21 protein-coding genes and 1 pseudogene are annotated in these 26,561 nt (G+C 54.7%); 16 read left to right on the forward strand and 6 right to left on the reverse strand.

The genetic code is table 11. The features are described from left to right. Positions 1-239: 239 nt before the first annotated feature. Positions 240-4,133 (forward strand): S-layer homology domain-containing protein, encoded by a 3,894-nt coding sequence (locus PAECUDRAFT_RS25115; RefSeq protein WP_006036105.1) that lies wholly within the window; start codon positions 240-242, stop codon positions 4,131-4,133. A 122-nt stretch (positions 4,134-4,255) separates the two neighbouring features. Here PAECUDRAFT_RS25115 and PAECUDRAFT_RS00440 read toward each other — a convergent pair whose 3' ends face one another. After that, the gene (locus PAECUDRAFT_RS00440) at positions 4,256-4,990 is read right to left on the reverse strand and encodes a cupin domain-containing protein (protein WP_006036106.1); all 735 of its coding nucleotides are present in this window, start codon (positions 4,988-4,990) and stop codon (positions 4,256-4,258) included. Between the two features lie 336 nt (positions 4,991-5,326). Between PAECUDRAFT_RS00440 and PAECUDRAFT_RS00445 the strand changes: the two genes are divergently transcribed. From PAECUDRAFT_RS00445 to PAECUDRAFT_RS00495, 12 genes are all read left to right on the forward strand, one after another. Beyond that, a complete protein-coding gene (locus tag PAECUDRAFT_RS00445) occupies positions 5,327-6,442 on the forward strand; it encodes an amidohydrolase/deacetylase family metallohydrolase (RefSeq protein ID WP_006036107.1) in 1,116 nt (371 codons plus the stop codon). Beyond that, positions 6,420-7,529, forward strand: a complete 1,110-nt coding sequence (locus tag PAECUDRAFT_RS00450; protein ID WP_006036108.1) for a DgaE family pyridoxal phosphate-dependent ammonia lyase — start codon at positions 6,420-6,422, stop codon at positions 7,527-7,529. The genes PAECUDRAFT_RS00445 and PAECUDRAFT_RS00450 overlap by 23 nt, the downstream gene beginning before the upstream one ends. 2 nt (positions 7,530-7,531) lie before the next feature. Then, positions 7,532-8,299 carry a 2-dehydro-3-deoxy-phosphogluconate aldolase gene (gene dagF / locus PAECUDRAFT_RS00455; RefSeq protein WP_006036109.1) on the forward strand — a complete coding sequence of 256 codons (768 nt, stop codon included), beginning with the start codon at positions 7,532-7,534 and terminating at the stop codon, positions 8,297-8,299. After that, entirely contained in the window at positions 8,289-9,314 is a 1,026-nt protein-coding gene (locus tag PAECUDRAFT_RS00460) for a sugar kinase (RefSeq protein ID WP_006036110.1), read from the forward strand. The genes dagF and PAECUDRAFT_RS00460 overlap by 11 nt, the downstream gene beginning before the upstream one ends. Before the next feature lie 11 nt (positions 9,315-9,325). Further along, complete coding sequence (locus PAECUDRAFT_RS00465; protein ID WP_006036111.1) at positions 9,326-10,042, forward strand: GntR family transcriptional regulator; 717 nt, start codon at positions 9,326-9,328, stop codon at positions 10,040-10,042. A 153-nt stretch (positions 10,043-10,195) separates the two neighbouring features. Further along, positions 10,196-11,959 carry a cache domain-containing sensor histidine kinase gene (locus PAECUDRAFT_RS00470; RefSeq protein WP_006036112.1) on the forward strand — a complete coding sequence of 588 codons (1,764 nt, stop codon included), beginning with the start codon at positions 10,196-10,198 and terminating at the stop codon, positions 11,957-11,959. A gap of 5 nt (positions 11,960-11,964) precedes the next feature. Beyond that, entirely contained in the window at positions 11,965-12,219 is a 255-nt protein-coding gene (locus PAECUDRAFT_RS26235) for a response regulator (protein ID WP_233516700.1), read from the forward strand. Then, the gene (locus PAECUDRAFT_RS00475; RefSeq protein WP_233516701.1) at positions 12,116-13,498 is read left to right on the forward strand and encodes a response regulator transcription factor; all 1,383 of its coding nucleotides are present in this window, start codon (positions 12,116-12,118) and stop codon (positions 13,496-13,498) included. The genes PAECUDRAFT_RS26235 and PAECUDRAFT_RS00475 overlap by 104 nt, the downstream gene beginning before the upstream one ends. A 165-nt stretch (positions 13,499-13,663) precedes the next feature. Further along, positions 13,664-14,980, forward strand: a complete 1,317-nt coding sequence (locus tag PAECUDRAFT_RS00480; protein ID WP_006036114.1) for an extracellular solute-binding protein — start codon at positions 13,664-13,666, stop codon at positions 14,978-14,980. 115 nt (positions 14,981-15,095) lie between these two features. Continuing rightward, positions 15,096-15,974: a carbohydrate ABC transporter permease gene (locus PAECUDRAFT_RS00485; protein WP_006036115.1), complete on the forward strand. Its 879-nt coding sequence runs from the start codon at positions 15,096-15,098 to the stop codon at positions 15,972-15,974. Then, on the forward strand, positions 15,971-16,807 hold the full coding sequence (locus tag PAECUDRAFT_RS00490; RefSeq protein WP_006036116.1) for a carbohydrate ABC transporter permease: 837 nt from the start codon (positions 15,971-15,973) through the stop codon (positions 16,805-16,807). The genes PAECUDRAFT_RS00485 and PAECUDRAFT_RS00490 overlap by 4 nt, the downstream gene beginning before the upstream one ends. Positions 16,808-16,920: 113 nt before the next feature. Further along, a complete protein-coding gene (locus PAECUDRAFT_RS00495) occupies positions 16,921-18,837 on the forward strand; it encodes a beta-N-acetylhexosaminidase (RefSeq protein WP_006036117.1) in 1,917 nt (638 codons plus the stop codon). 548 nt (positions 18,838-19,385) lie between these two features. Here PAECUDRAFT_RS00495 and PAECUDRAFT_RS00505 read toward each other — a convergent pair. Further along, positions 19,386-20,096 (reverse strand): TetR/AcrR family transcriptional regulator C-terminal domain-containing protein, encoded by a 711-nt coding sequence (locus tag PAECUDRAFT_RS00505; protein WP_006036119.1) that lies wholly within the window; start codon positions 20,094-20,096, stop codon positions 19,386-19,388. A gap of 112 nt (positions 20,097-20,208) precedes the next feature. On the opposite strand from PAECUDRAFT_RS00505, the gene PAECUDRAFT_RS00510 reads away from it, so the two are divergent. Together PAECUDRAFT_RS00510 and PAECUDRAFT_RS00515 are read left to right on the forward strand one after the other, a co-directional pair. After that, positions 20,209-20,907: a DUF6022 family protein gene (locus PAECUDRAFT_RS00510; RefSeq protein ID WP_006036120.1), complete on the forward strand. Its 699-nt coding sequence runs from the start codon at positions 20,209-20,211 to the stop codon at positions 20,905-20,907. Positions 20,908-21,054: 147 nt separating this feature from the next. Then, positions 21,055-22,524: a DHA2 family efflux MFS transporter permease subunit gene (locus tag PAECUDRAFT_RS00515; RefSeq protein ID WP_006036121.1), complete on the forward strand. Its 1,470-nt coding sequence runs from the start codon at positions 21,055-21,057 to the stop codon at positions 22,522-22,524. A gap of 64 nt (positions 22,525-22,588) precedes the next feature. Here PAECUDRAFT_RS00515 and PAECUDRAFT_RS00520 read toward each other — a convergent pair whose 3' ends face one another. Then, positions 22,589-23,602, reverse strand: coding sequence for a zinc-dependent alcohol dehydrogenase family protein (locus PAECUDRAFT_RS00520; protein WP_006036122.1), 1,014 nt, complete (start codon positions 23,600-23,602; stop codon positions 22,589-22,591). Positions 23,603-23,719: 117 nt separating this feature from the next. On the opposite strand from PAECUDRAFT_RS00520, the gene PAECUDRAFT_RS00525 reads away from it, so the two are divergent. Further along, the gene (locus tag PAECUDRAFT_RS00525) at positions 23,720-24,085 is read left to right on the forward strand and encodes a winged helix-turn-helix transcriptional regulator (protein ID WP_006036123.1); all 366 of its coding nucleotides are present in this window, start codon (positions 23,720-23,722) and stop codon (positions 24,083-24,085) included. 97 nt (positions 24,086-24,182) lie between these two features. Here PAECUDRAFT_RS00525 and PAECUDRAFT_RS26050 read toward each other — a convergent pair whose 3' ends face one another. From PAECUDRAFT_RS26050 to PAECUDRAFT_RS00535, 3 genes and pseudogenes are all read right to left on the reverse strand, one after another. Beyond that, complete coding sequence (locus PAECUDRAFT_RS26050) at positions 24,183-24,641, reverse strand: excalibur calcium-binding domain-containing protein (protein ID WP_233516711.1); 459 nt, start codon at positions 24,639-24,641, stop codon at positions 24,183-24,185. Further along, a pseudogene (locus tag PAECUDRAFT_RS26055) lies at positions 24,633-25,094 on the reverse strand (NucA/NucB deoxyribonuclease domain-containing protein); the annotation flags it as partial. The gene PAECUDRAFT_RS26050 and the pseudogene PAECUDRAFT_RS26055, both read right to left, overlap by 9 nt. Positions 25,095-25,229: 135 nt before the next feature. After that, positions 25,230-25,427: a helix-turn-helix domain-containing protein gene (locus tag PAECUDRAFT_RS00535; protein ID WP_006036125.1), complete on the reverse strand. Its 198-nt coding sequence runs from the start codon at positions 25,425-25,427 to the stop codon at positions 25,230-25,232. Positions 25,428-26,561: the final 1,134 nt, after the last annotated feature.

The following is a 26,561-nucleotide window of genomic DNA, read 5'->3' on the forward strand; positions in this document are numbered from 1 at the left end:
GCTGGTTCGCCAGCCTGTATAGCCTTTTTTGTAGTGCTTTCAGACTAACCGGGAGGAGAGGCATGCGTAGAATTAGCCAACATTTATGTATGCGCTGCCAAATTGGTCCCACATTCGAAAGTTTCTAGTACTCTATCATAAAAATCATGCATGTTTTAACCAAATTCATAGTGCTATAGTTTGGGAAACCACACTGTTTAATCATCTATATGTTTCATCACTGGAGGTAGGAGACGCGAATGAAAAAACTAAAGAAGATGATTTCGACTTTGTCCGTTGCATCTGTCGTAGCCAGCAGCTTATGCCTGGTCGCTCCGGCAGCAGCAAGCGCAGCTACAGGGGCCAACAATTCGATTTTTGGGCCGAACGTGTACGTGTTTGACCCATCGATGTCTATGAGCGATATTGAAAGCGATGCCAATGCTGTCTTCGATATTCAGGAGGACAATCAATTCGGCAATGATCGATATGCTTTATTGTTCAAGCCGGGCACCTATGATGTGGATGTGAAGGCGGGCTTTTATACGCAGATTTCAGGCTTAGGGCAAAATCCCGATGACGTAACGATCACCGGAAGCGCGGGCGTCGATGCGAAGTGGTGGGGCGGCAATGCAACGCTGAACTTCTGGCGGTCCTTCGAAAACTTTGCCATAGACCCTTCGGCGAGCAACGATACCAAATACGCGGTTGCACAGGCAGCGCCGATGCGCCGCATGCATATTAAGAGCAACATGCTGCTGTTCGACTTCGATCCTTGGTGGAATGCAGGCTGGGGAAGCGGTGGTTTTTTGGCGGATTCCATTGTCGATGATCAAATCATCCCTGCTTCACAGCAGCAATGGTTCTCCCGCAACAATCAATACGGCAGCTGGTCTAATGGCGTATGGAACATGGTGTTTGTTGGCGATTCGACTCCGCCAGCAGGAACATTCCCGCAAGAACCTTATACGGTTGTTGACGAATCGCCGGTCATCCGCGAGAAGCCGTATTTGTACATCGATTCCAACGGCGAATATCAGGTGTTTGTCCCTGACAAGCAAACGAATGCCAAAGGCGTAAGCTGGGCGAACGGCTCGACGCCAGGACATTCGGTTTCGATCAATGATTTCTACATCGCACAGCCGGGCACTTCCGATGCAGCGAGCATTAATGCGGCGCTGAGCAGCGGCAAAAATGTTATTTTCACACCGGGCATCTTCCATACCAATGATACGATTCGCATTACGAACCCGGACACGATCGTGCTTGGGCTCGGTATGGCTACGATTATCCCGGATAACGGGCAAGTCGGCATGACGATTGCGGACGTGGATGGCGTTAAAGTAGCTGGTCTCTTGTTTGATGCGGGACCGCAAAACTCGCCATCGCTGCTGGAAGTCGGACCGGCGGGCAGCTCGCTGGACCATGCGGCGAACCCAACCTCGCTGCATGATTTGTTCTTCCGCGTTGGCGGCGACATTCTCGGCTTGGCGGACAACGTAATGACGATTAACAGCGATGACGTAATCGGCGATCACTTCTGGATTTGGCGTGCGGACCATGGTGCTTCCGTTACGTGGGGAACATCCTCCAAAACCGGATTGATCGTCAACGGGGACGACATCACCTTGTACGGCTTGTTTAATGAGCATCACAGCGAATATCAAACGTTATGGAACGGCGAACGCGGCCGGACTTATTTCTATCAATCCGAAATTCCTTATGATCCACCAGCGCAAGCGGATTGGATGAGCCATAACGGAACGGTGAATGGCTACGCTTCCTATAAGGTAGCAGACGGGGTAACGACGCATGAAGCATGGGGATTAGGCATTTATTCGTACTTCAGGGATGCAGCGGTTAAGCTGAATAGCGCGATTGAAGTGCCGAATGTGCCTGGAATTAAAATCCATCATGCCACGACGATCTTCTTAAGCGGCATGGCTGGCAGCGAAATTACGCATATCGTCAACAATAACGGCGGGCGGGTTTATGCGAATAGCCCGGAATCTGCGATGCGGCAGACGCTTACCGAATTCATTGGCGCCGATGCTATTGCACCGACCGTGCCAACGAATTTGTCAGCAGTGGAGCTATCCAACAGCAAGATTCAACTGAATTGGACGGCATCGACGGATAACATCGGGGTAGAAGGCTACGACATCTACCGGAACGGCATTCTGGTTGGCTTTAGCGGAACGAACAGCTATCAAGACACCGGATTAAGCTCGTCCACCGCATACACGTACACGGTTCGAGCAAAGGACGCAAACAGCAATGTGTCGGCTGATTCCAACACAGCGACGGCAACGACGCAGTCCAATGGCGGGAAGCTGGATCGGATCGGCTGGACGGCTACAACGACTACGCCGAGCAATGACCCTTACGCGAATTTGTTCGATGATAATATGAACTCGCGTTGGAGCTCGGGCACGACGATGGTTCCGGGTCAAAGCATCACGATCGATATGCAAGGAGCCAAGGACATTACGAAGGTTGTAATGGACTCCTCCAACAGCGCCAATGACTACGCTCGCGGATATGAAATCTATGCGTCGGCAGATGGAACGAACTGGGGCAGCGCCATAGCGAGCGGTACAGGCACGGGAGCGGTCATTTCCGCTGATGCCGTTGCGCAAAATGTTCGTTATATCAAAATCGTCCAAACGGGCACTTCAGGCAGCTGGTGGTCCATCAATGAGATTTATGTGTATGGGACGCCTGCGGTCGTAACGCCACCGCAAGATACGACGGCGCCAGAGACGACGATCGATTCAGGCCCAGCAGTTGTATCCAGCAGCACAACGGCAACATTCACGTTTAGCAGCAATGAGAACGGCACGTTCGAAGCGAGCTTGGACGGCGCAGCATTCGCAGCAAGCACAAGCCCGCTGACGCTGACTGGCTTGGCCGACGGCAGCCACACGCTGCAAGTGCGTGCGATTGACGCCGCAGGCAACGTGGATGCAACGCCCGCAAGCTACACGTGGACAGTAGACACGGCTGTAACGCCGCCGCAAGATACGACGGCACCAGAGACAACAATTGATTCTGGTCCAGCGGCTGCATCGAACAGCGCAACGGCAACATTCACGTTCAGCAGCAATGAGAACGGCACGTTCGAAGCGAGCTTGGACGGCGCAGCATTCGCAGCAAGCACAAGCCCGCTGACGCTGACAGGCTTGGCCGACGGCAGCCACACGCTGCAAGTGCGTGCGATTGACGCCGCAGGCAACGTGGATGCAACACCAGCAAGCTACACGTGGACAGTGAACACAGCACCTCCGGTATCCAGCGGCGGTGGCGGCGTCTTCTTGTCCAACAACGCGGATCTTCAAGCATTGGATCTTGGAGCTGACGGCAAGGGCCTGGCGCTGACGCCGACATTCCAAGCAAATGTGACGTCCTACTCGGCTGCAACGGAAGCAGCTCAAGTACAAGTAACGGTCAAAACTTCGCATGCAGGGGCCAAAGCGACACTGGCCTTGAATGGTCAGGCGTTGAGCGATGGCAAAGCAGAGCTGAAGGAAGGCGACAACAGCCTAGTCGTTACCGTAAAAGCGGAAAATGGCGCAACCAAATCGTATACGGTTTCGATTCATCGCGCTACGGCAACAACGACGCCGATCGCATTCTCTGATCTGGTCGGACACTGGGCAGAGGAGCAAATCCTGTTAGCAGCAGAGAAAAAGCTCATTAACGGCTACCCAGATGGCACGTTCCAGCCTGACCGCACGATTACGCGCGCCGAGTTTGTCGTCATGCTCATGCATGCCCTGCAACCCGACGCGAAGGGCGCTGAGCTAACATTTGCAGACAGCAACGAAATCGGCCAATGGGCGCAAGAAGCCATTGCTGCAGCTGTGAAAGCCGGCATCGTCCAAGGCTATTCGGACGGCAGCTTCCAGCCTAATGCTACGATTACGCGCGCTGAAGTGGCAGTTATGGTGAAGCGTGCGCTCGGCACTGCATCTGCTGCATCGGCAGCTGGCTTCTCTGACCAAGCGGATATTCCGCAATGGGCGCAAGACGCAGTTGACCTTCTTCAAGCGGAAGGCTTCATCCAAGGCCGCAGCGGCAATCGCTACGAGCCGAATGCACAAACAACGCGCGCAGAAGCAGCCGTACTGCTGCTGCGGATTTTGCAGAAGTAATTTGGTAGGACGCCATCATTTAGTAAGATGATCGAGCAACGTCTTTGGCAAGTACCCCTCCCTTAAAAATAATTAATGGCTATACAGGACTCGTAACGAGTCTGTATAGCCATCTTTTTTTCTTACTGGCCGTATGGCGGCTCATACTGATCATATGTCCAGCCGTTGCCAATGCTCTGCTGCGGATAATACGCATCGGCTTCGCGATGGTTGATGCCAGGGTAATAATGTTGGTGATGATGATGTTGATGATGATGCGGTTTGCCCGCATGGACAGGAGCTGTTTGCGTGACTCCTTGCACTTGCGGCGTAGGCATCGGCTTTTGGCAGTTGGCAGGCGGGCCAATGACGACCGTATCCGTGATCGGCGCGAAGGTTTGTTTGACCAATGCTTCATTGAGGCAGTACGTATGCGCGAATACGCTTGCCGGCGTCAAGCGCAGCATGTCAGAGGCCGGAATAAATTCAGGGATCGGCGCATCGAAGATCGCAATCAGATGCGTATTGTCGACCGTTGCAACCTCGTAATGCCACCAGCCCTGCGGGACGTTAGCGACTTGACCCGGTTGAATCGGGAAGTTCAGCAGCTTTTTGGTAAAAGGGTTGATCAGGGAGACGACGGCTGCGCCTGTGACGCAATAGACCAACTCGGATGCGTTCTGGTGGATATGCGGTTCAACCACATTGCCTGTGCTGAGATAAATATCAAGCATGGATACGTTGCCTAGCGTATTCAATTGTTTGATGGAGAGGGCGTTAATGTAGTTTTGGCTATCCTTCCGGAAGAAGGGATTGTTGCGCAGATCATAAGTAAATTGAACATTGGGCGACGTATAGTCCATGTAAGAAACCGACACGAAGCTTCCTGCCTTTCTTGTCGCGGCGTGGGCGACTGGTCATTTGCCCTATCCTATGTAAGGGCTGGACCGAGTGTGCCAATTTGATCCGCTGCTAGACAGGCCAAGTCTAACCACTGCTGAAGACTTTATAGGAAAACAGTCCTGATGCTAAACGATTATTTCCGGGGAAATGACCGTACAGCTCTAACAAAAGCCGTTTAAGACAGCAAACATTATAATGTTTGTTGACCTGGATGGCTTTTCGATGTATCTTAACATTATAACGTTATAAATGGTTGAGTTGTCACATCAAAGCGAATGCTAACGAGAATGATTCCGAAGACAGGTGATGGAATGAGACAACATAGACAGCAACGCATCGTATGGCGGAATGCTGGCATCGCAGGCGTACACGAACGGCAAGATATCGTCATCGACAATAGGCAGATTGCGGCTCTTTTGGCAGCAGGCGAAGGTTCCGGAGATGAAGTGAGGGACTGTTCCGACTATTATGTTTCGAGCGGTTGGATTGACCTGCATGTCCATGCGTTTCCTGAGCTTGACCCTTACGGGGACGAGATAGATGAAATCGGCGTGAAGCAGGGCGTAACGACGATTGTTGACGCGGGCAGCTGCGGTGCCGATCAGATTGACGAGCTGGCAGCCAGCCGTTCGAAGGCGAAGACGAATTTGCTCGCGTTACTGAACGTTTCGAGGATCGGGCTGAAGCGCGTGGACGAGCTTTCGAATATGGCGTGGATCGACCGCGAGCAGGCTGTACATGCGCTCCGACGGCATCCGGACTTTATCGTCGGGCTGAAAGCGAGAATGAGCGGCAGCGTCATAGGCGAGAACGGCTTGAAGCCGTTAAAGGCAGCGCGAGAGCTGTCTTTGGAAACCGAGCTGCCGTTGATGGTGCACATCGGCTCCAAGCCGCCGGGCATTGAAGAGATTGTGCCGCTGCTGGCGGAGCGCGACGTGATTACGCATTATTTGAATGGTAAAAAAAATCGGCTGTTCGACGACAATGGCAAACCGCTTCCCGTACTCGTAGATGCGCTGGAACGCGGCGTTCAGCTTGATGTCGGCCACGGCACTGCAAGCTTTTCCTTTGAGGTGGCGGAAGCGGCGAAGGCAAGCGGCGTTCCGCTGCACACAATCAGCACCGATATTTATCGCGGGAATCGGCTGAACGGTCCCGTCTATAATCTATCGCTCGTCTTAACGAAGTTTCTTCATCTGGGGTATGCCTTGGAGGAGGTCATTGCAGCGGTCACGTCACATGCCGCAGCATGGCTGCGCAGACCGGAGCTGGGACGCATCCAAGTTGGCGATCCTGCGAATCTGACGCTCTATGCTGTGGCTGAAGAGAAGGTCGAGCTCGTCGATTCCGAAGGGCAGCGCCGAATAGCCGCACAACGAATTCAAGCCAAAGGAGCTTATATACATGGTCAATTCTTTGAATGCTAAATACGGATTAAAGCGCGTTATTAACGCCAGCGGGCGAATGAGCATACTCGGCGTATCCGCGCCGTCCGATACCGTGATGGAAGCGATGAAGCAAGGCGGCCAGCGTTACGTGGAGATCGCCGATCTTGTCGACAAAGCGGGCGATTATGCAGCCGGGCTAATCGGCTCCGAGGCAGCTGTCGTTGTAAACTCCGCATCAAGCGGCATTGCGCTTGCCGTTGCGGGCATCGTGACGAAAGGCAATCGCCGCCTGAGCGTTCGGCTTCATCAAGAGCCTATCGCGGTGAACGAGATCATTATTCTTAAAGGGCATAACGTGCAGTACGGCGCGCCAATCGAAACGATGGTTTATCTGGGCGGCGGGAAGCTGATCGAGGTCGGCTATGCGAACGAAGGAAAAGCCGAGCATATCGAGGACGCGATCGGCGAGCGAACTGCCGCTATTTTGTACGTAAAATCGCATCATGCCGTCCAGAAAAATATGATTTCCGTCGAAGAAGCATGGGAAGTTGCACAGCGCAACGACATTCCGCTTATCGTGGACGCAGCGGCGGAAGAGGATTTGCGCAAATACGTGAAGGTATCCGATCTTGCGATCTATAGCGGCTCCAAGGCGATTGAAGGCCCGACCTCGGGCATCGTCGCGGGCAAACGCAGCTACATCGAATGGGTCAAAGTGCAGCTGCATGGGATCGGCCGCAGCATGAAGGTAGGCAAAGAAACGACGTTCGGATTCCTTCAGGCGCTCGATGAGTATCAGGTCAAGGTTGACCGCAGCGAGCAGGAGCGCGCTTCACTCAACACGCTTATGCCGCTTAATGAGCTGGCAGGCGTTAAGGTGACGGTCGTACAGGATGAAGCGGGACGGGCGATCTATCGCGCCCGTATCCAGATTGATCCGGCAGCATCGGGCACGACGGCGAAGGCTGTCGTTCAAGGGCTGATGGACGGCGACATTGCGGTTTATACGCGTGACTATGGCGTTAAGCAGGGCTATTTTGACATCGACCCTCGTCCGCTTCAAGGCGATGACATGGACGTTATCGCAGATCAGGTTCGTAAACTAGCGCAAGCAGGAGGCCACTAACGATGACGATTCCTACAACGATGGTGAAAAGGCTTTATAAAGGGCGCGCGGCTTTGAACGTGCTGGCTGGCGGCGTAGACAACGCTCGGGAAGTATTCGAAGCAGCAGAAGGGTATGTGTTGGTCGGTGTTTTGTCCAAGGACTATCCGACGGTAGAGGCAGCGGTAGCGGCGATGAAGGTTTATGGCGAAGCGATTGAGGACGCGGTCTCCATCGGCCTTGGCGCGGGCGATAATCGGCAAGCTGCAGTCGTTGCGGAGATTGTGAAATCGTACCCGGGCACGCATATTAATCAGGTATTTCCCGCAGTAGGCGCTACCCGCGCGAATCTCGGTGCGCAAGACAGCTGGATCAACAGCCTTGTTTCGCCTACAGGCAAAGTCGGTTACGTAAACCTGTCGACGGGTCCTGCTAGCGCGGCGCAAAGCGAGCATGCGATTGTTCCGGTCCGAGCGGCGATTGCGCTTGTGCGCGACATGGGCGGCAATGCGCTCAAATATTTCCCGATGAACGGGCTAAGCTGCGAGGATGAGCTGCGCGAGGTTGCCAAGGCGTGCGCGGAAGAAGGCTTCGCGCTGGAGCCGACAGGCGGTATCGATAAGGTCAACTTCGAGCCGATTGTGCGCATCGCGCTTGAGGCTGGCGTGCCGCAAGTCATTCCGCATGTTTATTCCTCGATTATCGACAAGGCGACGGGACGGACGATTCCAAGCGACGTCAGCGAGCTGCTGGCGACGATGAAGAAGCTGGTCGATCAATATGGCGGCTAAACGTAAACGGGTTGCAGCCTTCGGCGAAGTGATGATGCGCCTGCAGGCGCCGGGCTATGAATTGCTGACGCAAGCGAATACGCTGCACTATTCCTTCTCGGGCACAGGCGTGAACGTCGCTTCGGCGCTTTCACGCTTCGGGCACGAGGCCTATCTCGTGACGCGGCTGCCTGACAATCCGCTCGGCGATGCGGCGGAGGCATTCCTGCGGAAGCTGGGCATCCTCACGTCCTGCATCGAGCGCGGCGGCGCGTACCTTGGCATGTATTTTCTCGAAAATGGCTTCGGTGCGCGCCCTAGCCGCGTCACGTATTCCAATCGCCAAGCAAGCAGCTTCAACACAGCGCCGGACGGCACGTACGAGGTGGATCAGATCGCGGAGCAAATCGACCTGATCCACTTCTGCGGCATTTCGCTGGCGATGAACGATGGCGTGCGCGCGCAAATGAAGGCGCTGGCCAGAGCCGTGAAGGCGAAGGGCGGCACCGTCGTCTTCGATTGCAACTATCGCCCTGCCCATTGGGGAGAGGGCGGTTATGCTTTGGCGAAGCCGCATTATGAAGAGATGCTGGAGCTGGCGGATATCGCCATGATGAACGAACGGGATGCGATGCTCATTCTGGGTATGCCGACGGCGCATGAAGGACGCGAGGAGCAACTGGCGGACTTGCTTCCGCAGGTTGCCAGGCAATACGGGATCAACGTGCTTGCCGGCACGCATCGTACGGTGAACGGCGACAATACGCATACGCTGCGCGGATTTCATTACAAGCATGAAGCCTTCGTTTTCTCGGAGCCGCGAACGTTTTCCGTGTACGACCGAATTGGTGCAGGCGACGCATACGCCAGCGGCATTGTGCATGGCGAGTTAGCGGGCTTCTCGCCGGAGCAGACCGTCAGCTTTGCCGTAGCATCTGCCGTGCTGGCGCATACGATTTCAGGCGATACGCCGATGTCCTCGGAGCGGGATGTTCTCCGCGCGATGACGGAAGCGGCCGGCGATGTGGAAAGGTAGGGGATAAGCCGATGAAGTTAACCCGCAGCGGGAAGCCGCTTTATTTGCAGGTTATGAGCATCATCAAGGATCGAATCTTGCACGGCATCTATCCTGTCGATTCGACGATTCCATCGGAGCCGCAGTTGGAGCAGGAATTCGAGGTCAGCAAAATAACGGTTCGGAACGCAATCAAAGCCCTCGTCCAAGACGGCTATCTGGAGACGAGCAGCGGCAGAGGAACGAGGGTTGTTCGCAATACCTCCTCCTCCAAGCTTTCGAAGCTGAAGCGCTTTACGGAGGTGCTGGTGGAGGAGGGGTTCCAAATCCGCAAGCAGCTGCTGCGCGCAGAGCTCGCGGCCAATGAGCCGGATAGCGAGCCATTCCGTTTGCTTGGCCCCCAGTGCTTGCGAATCGAGCGGTTGTATCATTTGAATGAAACGCCGTACATTCATTTTACGCATTACGTATCGGCCGAGCTGATCGGCCTATCGGGTGCTGATCTGAGCGCGCAATCGTTGTACGAGTTGCTTGAGGAGCAGGGCGTTACGTTGGACAAGCATCGGGATGAGTTCGCGGTTTCTACCGTCCCGCCTGACGTACAGGAGGCATTGGGCCTGCAAGAGCAGGCTGCGGCGTGCCTCAAGCGTTCGCGCTTTTCGTATGGCGAGAGCGGGGAGCTCATTGAATACAGCGTCGGCTACTACAACACGAACCTGCATCCTTATGTCGTCAACTATGATGGATAACGCAATCCGGACTCCCGTGCGCTTGAGAGGAAAGGGCCAGCCCTGTCTTCTTTTGGCGGCAGCGGGAGTTTCTTGTATTGGGCGGGCGCATGCGGATCACAATAGCAGTAGCTTATTCATGGAAATGGCATGTCGACGGGGAGGAGGAGGCGCATGACACAATGGTTCCGAAGATCGTTGAAACGCAAAATAACGATTTTGCTGCTCGTATCCATTCTGGTGCCGCTCGTATCGCTAGGGCTGTTCGCTTACTGGATCGCTTCGGATCTGACGGAGGAGAAGACCAAGCAGTCCGGTATGAGCATTCTCGAACAGATGGAAACGAACCTTGAATTTATTATGGAAGACATGGAGCACATGTCGATTTTCCTCATCGGCAATAAAGATGTACAGAAGTATTTGAGCAGCTCGGGGGACGAAGCGATTAAGCAGCAGACGCGCATGATCGAGTTTTTGACCAACCTCGTGTACTCCAAGCCCTACATATCCGATATTACGATTTATCCCAACAATGACGTTAGTCCGGTATCGAACGTGACGATTTTCCAATCCGAATTGACTGATCTGTCGGGCGGGCGGCTGGATGCCTCCAGCAAATCGACGACCGCTTGGTGGTCGCCGCTGTATAACATCCGGACGGCGGGAGGAGATAAACGCGTCGTCTCGTTCGTGCGCCCTGTGCGCAGCTTGAGCGGATACCGCCCGATCGGCCAGCTTGTCGTTAGCCTTGACGAGTCGGTCGTAGCCAGCATGCTGCACAGCTCCGGTTTGCCGGTTGACGGCTATGTGCTGCTGCTTGACAACGACAATAGCGTATTGTCGGGCTCGATTGACCCGCTTCCGCGCACGCTAAGCGAAGCACTGCCTACACTTGCCCAGATGACAGGTAAGTCAGGCTCGCTGCAAGGGAGTAACGGCAAGGATCAGATGTCCGTCTTATACTTAACGATGCCGAAGGTTGGGTGGAAGCTGCTCGAAGCGATTCCGTCCGTCACCTACAAAGCCCAGAATCGATACGTGCTGGCATTGACGGGGATTGCGGTTGGCGTCGCGCTGCTGCTCATCGTTGCGCTTGTTATTTTCTTTGTCCAACGATTAACGCGGCCGCTGCGCATGCTGACCGATTTCTTGAAAACCTCGGACCCGGAGCAGCCGATGAAAACCTATCCGGTGGAATCCATGGATGAGGTCGGCCAGCTTGTTCGCAGCTATAACCGGTTAGGCGGCCGCATTGAGCGGCTCACCGAGCAGGTGAAGCATGCGGAAGCAGAACGGACGCACACCGATATGATTGCGCTGCAGGCGCAAATTAATCCTCATTTTCTGTATAACACGCTGTCGTCCGTCCACTGGATGGCGCTGATGAATCAAGACCATAACACGGCCGAGATGGTTGGAAGCTTGACGGAGTTTCTTCGTTTCAGCTTGAACAAGGGGGCGCAGTATTGCACGGTGGAACAGGAGTTTGCGCATGCGCGGCATTATGCGAACATTCAGGCGATCCGATACCCGGACCAGTTCGAGATGATGTTTATGATGGACCCCGAGCTGCGCGGCACGATGATGGTCAAGCTGCTGCTTCAGCCTCTAATCGAGAATGCGCTGATCCATGGGATACAGAAGAAGAGCGGCAAAGGCGTGATTAGCGTGCTGGCAAGCCAGCAGGGAGCCGAGATGACGTTCGCTATCGAGGATTCAGGCATCGGGATTGAGCCGGAGCGGCTGGCTCGACTCGTGTCGCTGCTCAATGCGCCTGACGAGCCTCATCGCGATCGTTCTCCCGAAGAAAGCTACGGCCTTCGCAATGTGCATCGGCGGCTGCTGCTGCATTATGGCGCAGATGCGGGATTGAAAATCGAAAGTACGCCAGGCGTTGGTACGCGTATCAGCTTTACCTTGCCAATGACGGAGGAATGATAAGCATGAGGCTGTTAATTGTAGATGACGAGGTCATTATCCGGAACGGGCTGAGCACGGTTATTAACTGGAAAGAGCTTGGGTTCGAGCTGCTGTCTCCGGCCGCTTCTCGTTCTGGAAGCGCTGTCCCGCTTCCAGAACGAGAAGCCGCATATCGTGCTGACGGACATCCATATGACCGGCATGGACGGCATATCGCTGGCATCGGAGCTGAAGAAGCTGAAGCCCGATACGGAAGTCATTATTTTGACGGGGTATGACACGTTTACCTATGCCCAGCAAGCGATTCGCGAAGGGGTAAGCGACTATTTGCTGAAAATGAGCCGGCCGGAGGAAATCATTATGGCCGCGATGAAGGCGAAGCAGCGGATCGTCGATAAGCAGCAATCCAAGAAGCAGGACATTCGCTCGCGCATCGCGCTGCGCGATCAGCTGCTGGAGCGTTTGCTGACAGAAGGCGACGGGAACGGGCAGTATGAGGATGCCATTAGCGAGCTGCTGCCGCTGCTGTCGGAAGCCGACCAATCGTATCAGGTTCTTCTCTTGTCAGCCTCGGGGTGGGGAGACGACGCTTACCATGAGTCACTGGCGCAATTCGCCGTTTCGAATATGGTGCAGGAGCTGATCGAAAGCGAGACGCTGCTGCGCAAGGATCATCTCGTGCTGGTCATCCGGCAGGAGGCTTCGCGGACATTGCGCCTTGAGCTGGAACGCATTAGCCGCAAGCTCAAGTGTAAGATTTATTCGGCCGCTGGCACTGTCGGGGCCGGTCGGCAGCATTTGAAGCAATCCTATTCGGAGGCTGCATATGCGTTCACCTTTCAGTGGATTGCCGGCGATGAAGCGCAGCTTGCCTATGAGGACGTCCGCGCCCGCAAAGGCGGCAGAACGATGTGCTCGCAGGACGAGGAGGCGCTGCTTGTCGCTGCGCTCAAAAGCGTCAGCGCGATCGAGCTGCGGCGCTGGGTCGACGCGACGGTTGCCGAGCAGCTTGCCGATGACCAGCTGACGCCGGATTCGCTGCACGCTTATCTTCACTCTATCGTCATCTCCGGTCATCGCTGGCTGGAGCGAGCGCTGCAGGCAGTGGGGGAGAATGCCCCGCCAAGCGAGACGCGCGGGCAGCAAGAGCTTGCGGCTCGCTCGAAGCCGCCGCAGGAGGCGCTGTTTAATCAGCTTGCTGCTGTGATGGACATCTATAGAGAAAGCGTTTCGGGCGAACGCGTGCCGTATGTGAAGCGCGCCGTTGCTTTTATAGCCGACAATCTGGATAAAAACCTGACGCTGCAGCAGGTTGCCAAGCATGTCCATTTGAACCCGAATCACTTCAGTGAAGTGTTCAAGCGCGAGACGGGCTTGACGTATATTGAATTCGTCACGAAGGAGCGCATGCGGCGCGCCATGGAGCTGCTCACGCAATCGCCTGCCAAGATAAGCGAGATTGCGGGTAGGGTCGGCTACGAGGACGTCAAGTATTTTAGCCAATTGTTTAAGAAAACGACGGGGAAAACGCCTTCGGAATATCGCCTCAACACCTGATGGATGTCTACCCTCATGCTGAAGACTGTCCCCTGCCCATGGTCCTTGATCCCCTCTATACTGAGATTATTCCCACCGAGCACAAGCAGCGAAGACGAAGCAACAAGCAGCTCGGTAGGATGGAATAACTCAACTACAAGCATGAAATGGGAGGGTTTTACTTTGATGAACAAAAAGACAACCGTAATCCTGTCCGTCGTACTCGCAGCCTCGTTGGCGCTTACCGCATGCGGAAGCTCCGATGACAAATCCGATAAAACAACAACTGAGGGCGGTAAAGAGAAAGTAAAGCTGACCCTCTGGCATAACTACTCCGGTGACGATCAACGCGCGAAGACGATGCGTTCGCTCATCGAGCAATTCGAGAAGGATCATCCTGACATTACGCTCGACGTGCAGGCGATTCCGCCAGACGGCTATCGTACACGCCTGAAGACGGTAGCGGCAGCCAATGAGATGCCTGATCTGTTCGTCATGTGGCCGGGCGTTATGACCAAGGAGTTCCAAGCGGGCAATCTGATTCAACCGATCAACGGCTTGCTGGACAGCAAGAAGGAATGGAAGGACGGCTTCCTGCCGGGCTCCTTCGACGGTTTCACGATTGGCACGGACATCTACAGCGCGCCGATTGCTTTGTCGCCAACTTCGATTTTGTTCTATAACAAATCGCTGTTCGAGCAAAACAATCTGGAAGTGCCTAAAACATGGGACGACATGATGCATGCAGTCGAAGTGTTCAAAAGCAAAAAAATTACGCCGATTTCGCTCGGCAACAAAGCGGCTTGGCCGGCACAATCGAGCATCTTGAGCTCGCTTGCTGACCGCGTGACAGGTACGGAATGGTTCTTGAACGCTGCCACGCAGGGCGGTGCGAAATTCACAGATCCAGCGTTCATCCAATCGCTGCAATATTTGAAGGACCTCGGTGACGCTGGGGCGTTCCAATCCGGCTTCAACTCGCTGGACAACACGCAGGCAGAGCAATACTTTGCCCAAGGCAAAGCGGCGATGATGATTGACGGCGGCTGGGCGCTGACGAACATTGCGTCGACGGCTTCGACGGAAGCGATGGCTCAAATGGGCGCAACGGTGCTTCCATCCACGCCAGGCGGCAAAGGCGATCCGAACACGCTTGCCGGCGTAGTCGGCACTGGCCTTGGCATGAGCGCGAAAGTAACGGGCGCGAAGAAAGATGCAGCCTATGAAGTCATGTACGCACTGGCAGGACCAGACGCGCAGAAGCGAGTTCTGGAAAGCAATCAGCTCGTAAGCTACAAGGTCGACCTGGATAAATCCAAAGTAACGCCAATCTTCGCTGAAGTGTATGAGCTTGTGAACAACGTGAAGCGCACGCCTGTATACGATGGCGTATTGTCCTCCGCAGCAGCTGATGAAGTGAACAACGGCCTGCAGGAGCTGTTGATGGGCGGTAGCCCGGAGTCGATCGCGAAGAAAATCCAAAGCGCAGTGGAAAAGAAGTAACTATAAGGCATAAGACGCAACGACACAACTAGATTATGCGGCTTCGGTTCTCCTGGGGAAGGAGAGCCGGGCCGTTACTACCAACACGATTTGAAATAGAAAGGGAGGGGACATTATGACATCTGCCAGCCGCACGAAAGCGTTTATAGCGGTCGGGCTTCTCCCCGCGCTGCTCTTATTTGTACTCTTCGTTATTCTTCCGATTATCTGGTCCGCCTATTACGGCTTCTTCGATTGGAAAGGCATTGGAGCTGCCACGTTCATCGGATTCGACAACTATACGGAGGTCGTGAAGGATCCCATCTTCTGGACTTCGTTAAAAAATAATATGCTCATCGTCATCGCATCCGTCTTCGGACAAGTGCCAATCGCGTTAGTGCTTGCCTTGCTGCTCGTCAAAAATTCGCGCCTGCATACGTTTATCCGCAGCGCCGTGTTTATGCCGATGGTTCTCTCATCCGTCGTTGTCGGCATCATTTGGGGCTACATCTATCATCCTGAGATCGGTATCTTGAACTTCTTGCTCGATGGGATCGGCCTTGGCTCGTGGAAGAAGGAATGGCTGTCCGATCCGGATGTGTCCATGTATTCGCTAATGGTGCCGATCATCTGGAACTATATCGGCCCTTATCTGATCATGTTCATCGCGGCGCTCAACAACATTCCGAGCGAGATGGACGATGCCGCGAAGATCGATGGCGCCGAAGGCTCCCGCAAGCTGTTCTCGGTTACGCTTCCGCTCGTATGGGATACGATCAAGGTAGCCGTCGTGCTCTGCATTTCCGGCAGTTTGAAAGCATTCGACCTGATTTACGTCATGACAGGCGGCGGCCCGGCGCACTCGACGGAGCTGCTCGCATCCTACATGTACAACAATACATTCTCGATTTACAGATATGGTTACGGCAGCGCGGTATCGACGGTCATCATTATCATTAGCTTACTTCTTGTCGCTGGCAGCCAATATTTGATGAAACGGGGGGATCGTCTATGATGCAGCTTATTCAGCGCAAATGGAAGAGCGGCTTGGTTAAAACGCTCATGGTCCTCTATGCACTCATTACGCTTTATCCGCTGATCTGGCTATTCATGAGCTCGGTGAAATCGAACGAAGAATTTTACTCGCGGCCGTTTCTGCTGCCGACGAAGTGGCATTGGGATAGCTTCTCCCGCGCCTGGAACGTCTCGGATATGGGGACGGGGATGATCAATTCCATCATCGTAACGGGCATCTCGCTCGTGCTGACGCTGGTCATTGCCGCATTGGCCGCATACGTGCTGTCGCGGTTCCAATTCCGCTTCAAGCTGCTCGTGATGGGATTGTTCCTGCTCGGCATGCTCATTCCGATTCACAGCACGCTGGTGCCATTGTTTATTATGATGAACCAGACGCATCTGCTTAACACGTACGGCGCGCTCATTTTCCCGTATGTGGCATTCGAATTGCCGATTGCGATCTTCATTCTGCAAGCTTATATGAATACGTTCCCTCGCGAGATTGAGGAAGCTGCGTTCCTCGATGGCATGGGCTACTGGGGCATTTTCCGTAAAATGATGCTGCCGCTCTCGGCGCCTGCTTTATCGACCGTCGCCATTCTGGCGGTGCTTCGCTACTGGAACGACTTCTCGTTCGCGCTCGTCTTCATCAGCAAGCCGGCACTCAAAACGCTGCCGCTCAGCTTGTCGATGTTCGCAACTGGCTATATGACGGACTACCAGCTGACGATGGCGGCGCTAGCTATGGCTGTTATCCCGACGATCATTGTCTATCTCGTGTTCCAACGCTCGATTATGCAAGGGATGGTTGCAGGAGCGGTCAAAGGCTAAGAGGTTACGCGATTTCATTAGGTTAGACAAAGGTACAGCATGGCTCGCGGCGACAACATGGACCCGTGGGCCTTCCTGCTTTTATAAATCGATCACACTGGAGGGCTCTTACGATGAATATTCGATTTAACGGCGAACTGGAAACGCTGCTGCCAGGCATCGAGCGGTTGGCGCCTGCGCTTGGCTTGACGTTATCGGAGAGAGAGGATGCGATCGAGGTACAGGTTTCGCGATCGGCACGGGGCTTGAGCGCAAGCTGGGATGGCGCGGCGGGACGGATCGGCTATGCGGAGAAGCATCAGTTTTTCCGGTCGCTGAGCTTATTCGTGCAGCACTACAAGCAGGGCGAGCCGTTCCATGTGGAAGAAGAGCAGCATTTTCGCCAAGTCGGCCCGATGTTCGACCTGTCCCGCAACGCGGTGCTGACGATCGATAGCTTCAAGCAAATGCTCGATATGCTCGCTTTGATGGGCATGAATACGGTCATGCTGTATATGGAGGATACGTATACGATCGATGGCGAGCCATATTTCGGCTATATGAGAGGCCGGTATACCTTCTATGAGCTGAAGGAAATCGACGATTATGCCGATCAGTACGGCATCGAGGCGTTCCCGAGCATTCAGACGCTGGCGCATATGGAGGAGTTTCTGAAGTGGGAGCCGGTGTCTCATTACAAGGATACCAAAGGCGCGCTGCTCGTCGGCGACGAGCGGACGAATCAGCTGGTGGAGCGGATGATCAAGGCGGTCAGCGCGCCGTTCCGCAGCAAGAAAATTCATATCGGGATGGATGAAGCGGAAGAGCTCGGACGCGGTCGGTATCTCGATCGCAACGGCTTCGCGGAACGGTTCGACATCATGACCGCGCATCTGGACCGCGTGCTGGCTGTCGTGCGCAGCCAAGGCTTGAAGCCGATGATGTGGAGCGATATGTTCTTGAAGATCGCATCGGGAGCTGAAAGCCGGGATTACGATACGGAGACGACGATTCCGGAGGAAATGGCGAGCCGGATTCCAAGCGATGTGGACATGGTGTATTGGGACTATGTGCATACGGAGCGGGAGGATTACGAGAAGCTGATCGCGGCTCATCGCCCGATCGGCAGCCGACTTATTTTCGCAGGCGCCGTCTGGATTTTCAACACGTTCGGCGTCAATTACGGCTTGTCGCTGCATGCGTCGGATACAGCATTGCAGGTGTGCAAGGAGCAGGGGATCGACGAGGTGTACGCGACGATGTGGGGCGATGACGGCAATGAGGGCAACCCGTTCGCTGCGCTGCTAGGCCTGCAGCTGTATGCGGAGCATGCTTATACGGCGGGGCAGCCGACAGCTGCGCAGATTGCGGAGCGGGTGAGGCTGTGCACGGGCATGGACGCAGAGTCTTTCCTTCAGCTGAAGGATTTGGACGAGACGCCGGGTGCGGAGCCGAATAACAGCAAGCAGAGCAATCCGTCGAAGTTTTTGCTGTATCAGGACGTGCTGCTTGGCTTGTTCGATCATCAAATCGCAGGCTTGGAGCTGAACAGCCATTATGCGCAGCTGGAAGCGCGTATTCGGAGCAAGCGCACGCAAGGGAACAAGCTGGACCATGTACTGGATGTGCCGGAGAAGCTATGTGCAGTATTGAAGCTGAAGAGCGAACAAGGCATTGCGTTGAAAGCGGCCTATGATGCGGGCGACCATGAGGCGCTTCGCCATGCGGCTATGGTTGAGCTGCCTGCGATTGCCGAGGCGGTTCGCGCGCTTCGGATTGCGCATCGCACCGTATGGCTGCGCACCTTCAAGCCGTTCGGCTGGGAAGTGATCGATATTCGTTATGGCGGCGTGCTGAGCCGGTTGGATACGGCGATGTATCGTTTGCTGGAGTATGTCCACGGCAGAATAGAGCGGATCGAGGAGCTGGAGCAGGATCGGCTGGTTTACAGCACGGCTAACCGGTTCAACAACCGCGGCTTGGGCTGGTGCAGCTACTATTACCGGATGGCTTCCCCGAATGTGTTCTATCACGTAGTGAACCCGTTCTAATACCCTCCCGCTGGCCGCTGGCCGTGGAGGGCGCTTCTGCGAAGGGGAGCAAGCGAATTGTGGGGTGTCCAAACAGCCGTAACGGCTGGGGGCGCCCCTTTTTTTTGTGATGCAGCGGCTGGGGTATTGATTGAGATTGGATTGCGGCGCACGCCCCGAGTGAAGGTAGCATTGGTGCGTGCAGCAGTTGGCTCATTGCAGTTTGTACAATGGAATGAGCTTGAATGCGAATGTGAGGAGGCGCCATTGCAAATGATGCAAGGGGAAAGTCGGCTTGTATGTTCTGGGCACATTGTGGCGCTTCTCGACCGCATCTCATTGCATGAACTGCAATGGGAACCTTCGGGGTGGACTATTTCCTGCCTTTATCGTTGCACAAAATGCAATGGCAACGGCATAACAATCAGCCTAAAGGAAGCAGCTGAACCCACCGTGGACCGCATCATGCAGTGCATTTACATAGATTGAAACACCCCCGTCGCTTTCAGCCGCAATTTAAAGCTGTCCTAAAAGCCTGCTAGCAATGGCTTTTAGGGCAGCTTTTGTTGTTATTGGCGGGAAGCTTCGAAGCCGTCAAGCAGCACGCCGAGGCCAAAGGCGAATTCAGCATCCAAATCGGGAGCTGTCGTGATGGACGCCAGACGGATGACATGCGGATATTGGTCCTGCGGGAGGGATTGAAACCGATCGGCATAGTCTTCGCTCATCTCCTCCATCGTTTCGCCATTGTCAGAAGCGCGATCGAGCAGCCTGCGCTCCTCATCGGCAAACCCCATAATAAAGTTTTTCACCATAGCAGCCAGCCAGGGGATTCGGGCGTCCGGAAAATCGGCTTCGAATAAGACGCGGTACAGATATTCAATATGCGCGAGACGAGTCGGGCTTCCTGCAATCGTGGCGCCCATGATCGTAACGGCGTCCCGATATTGATTCAGCGTATGGCGGAAGCTGCTCGCCCACAGCGCTAATTGATCCCGCCACGCTAAGCTCGCATCGGGAAACGGAATTTGCTTGCTGATTTGTTCCGCTAATCCGTGGAGAAGCTGATCCTTGTCTTTGACATGATAATAGAGGGCGGCGGCTTTCACGCCGAGAGCATCGGCGATTCGCCGCATGCTGATGTTCGCCAGCTCCTCCGTACGAAGCAGTTCTAATGCCGTGTTAATAATCCGTTCACGATCAAGCGGCGTGTGCAGCGGCTCTTGTTGTTCGATGAGCGGTGTCGATGCAGGAGAGGGATAGATGCGTCGTCTGGCCATGCGCCAACCTCCGTTGATTTTGGTATTGACAATTATAGCATAAGGAATTAATCTAACGGTATTAAATTATAATTTACTATTGTTAAATTAAATGTATATTGGAGGCATTCAGATGCACGATGATGGAAACCCGAAGGTGATGAAGGCGATTGTTCGAGCCGCCCAGCAGGCGCTGTCGACCGCATGGAGAGAGGTCTACGAGGAGCAACGGGCGGAATGGGAGGAGATGTTCAAGCAATGGGGGGACCGCGCTTACGGCGTATGGATTCAGCGCTTTATGCCGCCGATCGTCGAGCAGCTGGCATTGCAAGGCTGGATGATCAAAGGCGGGTTTAACCGGCGCGATTCGATCGAGAACTGGGGTCCGCCCGAGGAACGGGAACGGTGCGCCTGGTACGTGATAGCTTCGGAGGAGGGAGAGCCGCTAGGAACGTTGATCTTGCAAATCTACCATTCCCATCGTTCGTTCAGGCTCCCGCGCGCGCCTCGTTTTCTCGCTCTGGACGTAACCGAGCGGGAGGAGATTATAGCAGCTTTGGCTAACGCCGCAACGCGCGAGCGTTGGGATATGCCGGAGGAGCGGTTGTCGGAAACGGAGCTCGCCGGACAGGGGAAGGATGTCCCTCGCTGGGAGTATGCGACTGATGTAGCGATTAGCGATTGCTTGCAGCTAGGAGACGATGGGCAAGTATCCAGCTGGACGCTTGATGCGGCGCTTGCCCACTGGGGGCGATACGGCTGGGAGCTTGTATCCGTCTTGCCTTCGGGTACGCGGACCGTTGCTTTTTTCAAGCGGCCGGCCCCGGCGTAGGAAGCAATAAGAGAGGAAGCAGCGTATTTTCGATGGTAGCGCTATCTTAATTATGATATATTGCTAAATTTATCCTAATGCGATAAACTCACATCGATGGTGAGAAAGAATGAGACCCGAACATGCGGGATCGCAGAAGGAGGCAGTATGGCAGCACAAGCTTCAGAGCAATCATTCGTCTTGTCAACGCGTCAATTAATTGGGCCGTTGATCGCAATTATCGTTGGAATGTTCATGGTTATCTTGGATACGACTGCCGTGAATGTCGCGCTTCCAGTCTTTGTGGACGATTTTCATCGTTCATTAACGGTTGTACAGTGGACCATTACGGGCTACGCGCTCGCGCAGGCAGCCGTTATTCCGCTCGCGGGCTGGATGTCCGATCAATTCGGAGCGAAGCGAATTTTTGTTATTTCGTTAGTGTTATTTACGCTCGGTTCGGTCTTGTGCGCAGTGGCGACAACAGCCGAGCAGCTCATTTTGTTCCGCGTGCTGCAAGGTTTAGGCGGCGGAATGGTTATGCCGATTGCTTTTGCGATGACGTTCCGCATGAGCCCGCCGGAGAAAGCCGGCAGCATCATGGGGATGATGGGCATTCCGATTTTGCTCGCGCCTGCGCTTGGACCGATGCTTGCAGGCTATCTGGTCGATTACGTGAGCTGGCATTGGATCTTCTATATTAACGTGCCAGTGGGCATTATCGGGCTTGTGCTTTGCGTATGGCAGCTGCCAAATCTGCCGAAGAACGCTTCAAGCGGGCTGGACAAATGGGGCATCGTGCTAGGGCCGCTCGCCTTTGCCGGTTTATCTTATGGCATTAGCGAGGGCGGAGCTGGCTGGACATCGGACAAAACGATCATCGGCCTTGCGATCGGCGCTGTTGCGCTGGGCGCCTTCATCGCAGTCGAGCTGACGCGCAAAGGCCAGCCGCTGCTGGAGCTGCGCGTTTTCCGATCGATGCTGTTTACGCGCGGCATTATCATTCAATGGGTATTGCAGTTTGCCATGTTCGGCGTGATCTTCCTAATCCCTTATTTCATGCAGCGAATTATGGGCATGAGCGCGTTTCATTCGGGCATGTGGTCATTGCCGCAGGCGCTTGCCGCTGCCTTATTCATGCCTTTCGGCGGACGCTTGTATGACCGGATCGGCGCACGACCGCTCGTCATTGTGGGGATGATTCTCGTAGCGACCGGCGCTTATTTGGTTTCGCGCATTACCCCGGATCAGAGCGCATGGGCGTTCTTCCTGCCGCGCGCGCTGCTCGGGATGGGCATGGGGCTGTCGTTCTTGCCGCTGAATACGTTTCTTATCCAATCGGCGCCAGCTAATCTGGTCAGCCGCGTCACTTCACTGACAAGTGCAACCCAGCAGGTTGTCACCTCCTTTGCCGTCGCCGGATTAACGACGATCATCGTCAGCCGGACAAATCATCATGTTGCGGAAGGGCTCAAGCCGATGCCGGATGCAATCGCGAAAGCCTTTCACGATACGTACCTTATGCTGGCGGGACTCGCAGTCGTTGGACTTTTGTTAGGTCTGACGATACGAAAGCCGAAGACGAGCACGAGTACGACCGAGCAAGAATTTGCAGCCAAAGAGTCGATGATGGGCTAAGCCCCATTGCAGCAAGAAGCTGTCTTTCCGATCGCAATCCGGTCGGGGAGACAGCTTTTCTCATTCAAAACGTTATGCAAATTTTCCCGAAATACGAGCCGGTAGCCAGGTGCCGAAGAGCCTCCACTGCTTGCGAGAAAGGGAAGACGCGGTCAACGACAGGATGCAAGCGGTGGTGCTGGAGTGCAACGTTCATATGTTCAAACATTGCGCGGCTTCCGACATTAATCCCTTGCAGCCGTGCCTTGCGAATGATGGCAGCGATGAGATCCAATCCTTCGACGCTGGAGCCCGATAGCAAGCCTACGATACTGATTTGCCCGCCAACCTTTAATGCCGATAGCGAGCGGTTTAAGGTCTCGCTCCCCCCGAGATCGACGATGTGATCAGCGCCGATACCATCGGTATAGGCCAGAACAGCTTCGTCCCACTGTGTATTTTTCTTGTAATTGATTCCAAAGTCTGCACCCAGCGCCTTGGCGCGCTCGAGCTTCTCATCGCTGCTGGAAGTGACGATGACCTTGGCCCCTTGAAGCTTGGCGAATTGCAGGGCAAACAAGGAAACGCCGCCCGTGCCTTGAACGACTACGGTATTGCCTGCTTTAATACTGCCTGCCTCGACAATTGCATGCCATGCCGTTACGCCCGCGCAGGGGAGGGTTGCTGCTTCGGCATCGGTCAGGTAGTCAGGAACGCGAACGAGTCCTTCCTCAGGCAGTACAGCATATTCCGCAAGCATGCCGTCGAGCGGACTTCCCAACGTAGAGCCCCAGTTCTCTTGCGTCGCTTCGCCCATTTTCCAGCTTTGCGTAAAGATCCCGCTCACGCGTTCCCCCAGCTGAAATTTCGTTGCGTCCTCGCCTAGCGCAACAACTTCACCAACCCCGTCGGATACGGGAATAAGCGGCGTGTTCAGATGGGGGTTGTAAAACCCCTCGATCACTCCAATATCCCGCGAATTAAGCGAAACGGCCTTCAATCGGATGAGCACTTCGCCGCGCTTTGGGCTTGGGATTTCTCGATTCACTTCGACGACGTGTTCAAGGCCGAAGCCCCCTTGAATGACATAGGCTTTCATTGTACATCTCTCCTTAACGATGGAATAGACTTATCATATGGCTTGATCTACAATCAGGTAAGACGGCACTTTTAGGTCGGTAACGAACAAAAAGGTGCGCAAGGAGGGGACGGGAATATGAGGGAACCGGATATTTCCTTGACGGTTTGCAGCTACTCCCATGTTCTTGAAATCATTTCGAACAAATGGACGGCGCTGGTTATTTATGCCCTTGAGGATGGCACGATTCGATACGGAGAGATCAAGAGGCGGATAGCGGGCATCTCGCAGAAAATGCTGACCCAGACCTTAAAGCAACTCGAACGGGACGGTTTAATCAGCCGAAAAGTGACGCCCTCGGTTCCGCCCGTTGTCGAATACAAGCTGACGCTGCTTGGGGAATCGTTGATTCCGTACATGAGGCAGTTAACAGAATGGGCTAACGTTCATTTCGCCGAGGTTCAGCACGCCAGGGAAGCGTACGACTCGGAGGCATTGGTTTAGCGGGCTTGATGGAGAGGAATAGAAGACACAAAAGGGCCGATGCATGCGCATCGGCCCTTTTGTCATGGAAGTGAAGCTATCGCGGCGTAAAGAGGCGTTACTCGCAAGCAACGCCATCGCCGTCTCGATCGAGCTTGCGGCTATAGCCGGGATCGCCCTCGTATAGCGGAGCTGCGCCCGCTGCGCGGACTGCCGTGCAGTTGCGGTAGCTGACTGACGGTTGCTCGCTAACCGCTGGCTTCGCAGGCTGCTGCTCAACGGAAGGCTTGGTGGCGAGGGGCTTGCTTTGCGTCTCCGTTTGCGGCTTGCTGGCCGATTTATCCGTTGCCTGCGCATTGGTGCTTCCAGCAGGCTGCGTGGTGGCAGGCTTGTCCGCGGGATCATGCTTGGCGGTGCCAGTATCCTGCGATGGAGCCGTCGTTGTTGCGGACTTCCCTTTGTCCACCAAGCTGGCTTGCGCAGGCTCGTTTACGCCTACTTTGCCGGCATCTTTCTTGACGGTCAGGCTATCGTTCACCGTTGAATGGATGTCCTTGCCTTTGCCGCCCTCCAACACGATGAGGACCCGCGTTCCGTCAGCGAGCTCGTCGAGCTGGTTGCCGATCCAAGAGCCTGCGCCGCGATTGTCGCTTGGCGTGACGTAGCGTATGTCGGCACCTGCGCCGCCTTCCGCGCACATCGCCATCGGCCATTCGTCGCGATCGTATCCTTTTTTGGTCGGAATGCCTGCCAGCGAAGCTTCTCGATGCGATTTTGCCTCATCTCGATCAATCGTACAGATGGCTGACTCGCCATTGGCGATCGCATCGTGGATGTGATCGGCTGTCTCGGGATAACGGTCAGCGGGAAATGCGAGCTTTACGTCATATTTCCCATCAAGGGCCGCGTTAGGCGCGGGCTGATCAGGATTCGCTAGCGAGCCAATGACAATGAGCAGCGCAATAATCGCCCACACGGTCCCGGCTACGCGCGCAAGCTTGTTCAGTCGCCGCCATCGAAGGATTAGCATGATGTACGGGAAGAAGAGCCAGCCAAGAATCGATAACATGAATGAAGTCAACCCCTTGTCCTAGCATGATGAGACCTCTATTTTACTACAGGGGAGACCGGTTGCCGAGTCATATATTGGGAGAAAATTGGCTGGCTAACGCGATTCAAACAAGTTCACGCGCTCGCGCTTTTCGTTCTTCTTGTACTGCGTCGGCGGTTCCCTCATCGTTTTGGTGAAGTGGATCGTAAAATAGTTCGCATTCTCGTAGCCCAGCAGCCGGGCGATCCCGCCGACCTTGAGATTCGTGTTGACGAGCAGCCGCTTCGCCTCGCCCATTCGTCGTTGAAGCATGTAGTTAATGGAGAGTCGTTATACTTGTCCTTGAAAACGTGAGAGAGATAATAGGCGTTCATGTGGAACGCTTGGGCGATATCTTTTAATTGCAGATGCTTCAAGAAGCTCCGGTCCAAAAAATCCTTGATCTGGACAGCCAGCGTATCGCGATCGCTTGCGTCAGTTACGTCAATCTGGACAATGCGCTGAATAATGGTGATAAGCGCGGTCAGTAGATGCTCGCAAATGATCTCATGCCCTTCGCGCTGGGCGGTCGACTCCTCATGCATCATCGAGAAGAGGGCGTCGATTTTGCTGGCGTATGCCTTCGTTCGGATAGGGGGCGTCGCGTCGGCGGGGATGATAGGATGCTCAGCCAATCCTTCGATCGAAACATGGGAGACACCGCAATAATAGGTGCGCAGCGGACAGAGCGGCGAGGAGCATTCCTCGCATTGAAGATGAGCAGCAGGCAGGCTTCCGCAAAGAGTTCGCGGTCGTTTTGCAGGTGTCGTTGCAAGTGGTGCAATGACAAATCGCCTTTTTGTGCAAACAGCGTGGAATCAGCGCTCTAACAGCATTTCTCGTTGCACAAAATGCAACGATAGCCCCTTCGCTGCATGGGACAAGCGGCTGCCGTTGCATCAGTGCAATGAGGCGCACGCTGCTCTATCCCCACTAACTCATATCCCTCAGCGAACGCCGACGCATCGCGCTCCCATTGCAGTTTGTGCAACGAAACAGCGAATGGGCGGCGCTGCTCCTAGGTGTCGTTGCAAGTGGTGCAATGACAAATCGCCTTTTTGTGCAAACAGCGTGGAATCAGCGCTCTAACAGCATTTCTCGTTGCACAAAATGCAACGATAGCCCCTTCGCTGCACGGGACAAGCGGCTGCCGTTGCATCAGATGCAATGAGGCGCACGCTGCTCTATCCCCACTAACTCATAGCCCCTAGCGAACGCCGACGCATCGCGCTCCCGTTGCAGTTTGTGCAACGAAACGGCGAATGGGCGGCGCTGCTCATGGGTGTCGTTGCAAGTGCTGCAATGACAAATCGCCTTTTTGTGCAAACAGCGCGTAATCAGCGCTTCACCCACATTTCTCGCTGCACAAAATGCAACGATAGCCCCTTCGCTGCACGGGACAAGCGG

This window comes from Paenibacillus curdlanolyticus YK9 (assembly GCF_000179615.1).
Lineage (GTDB): Bacteria > Bacillota > Bacilli > Paenibacillales > Paenibacillaceae > Paenibacillus_T > Paenibacillus_T curdlanolyticus.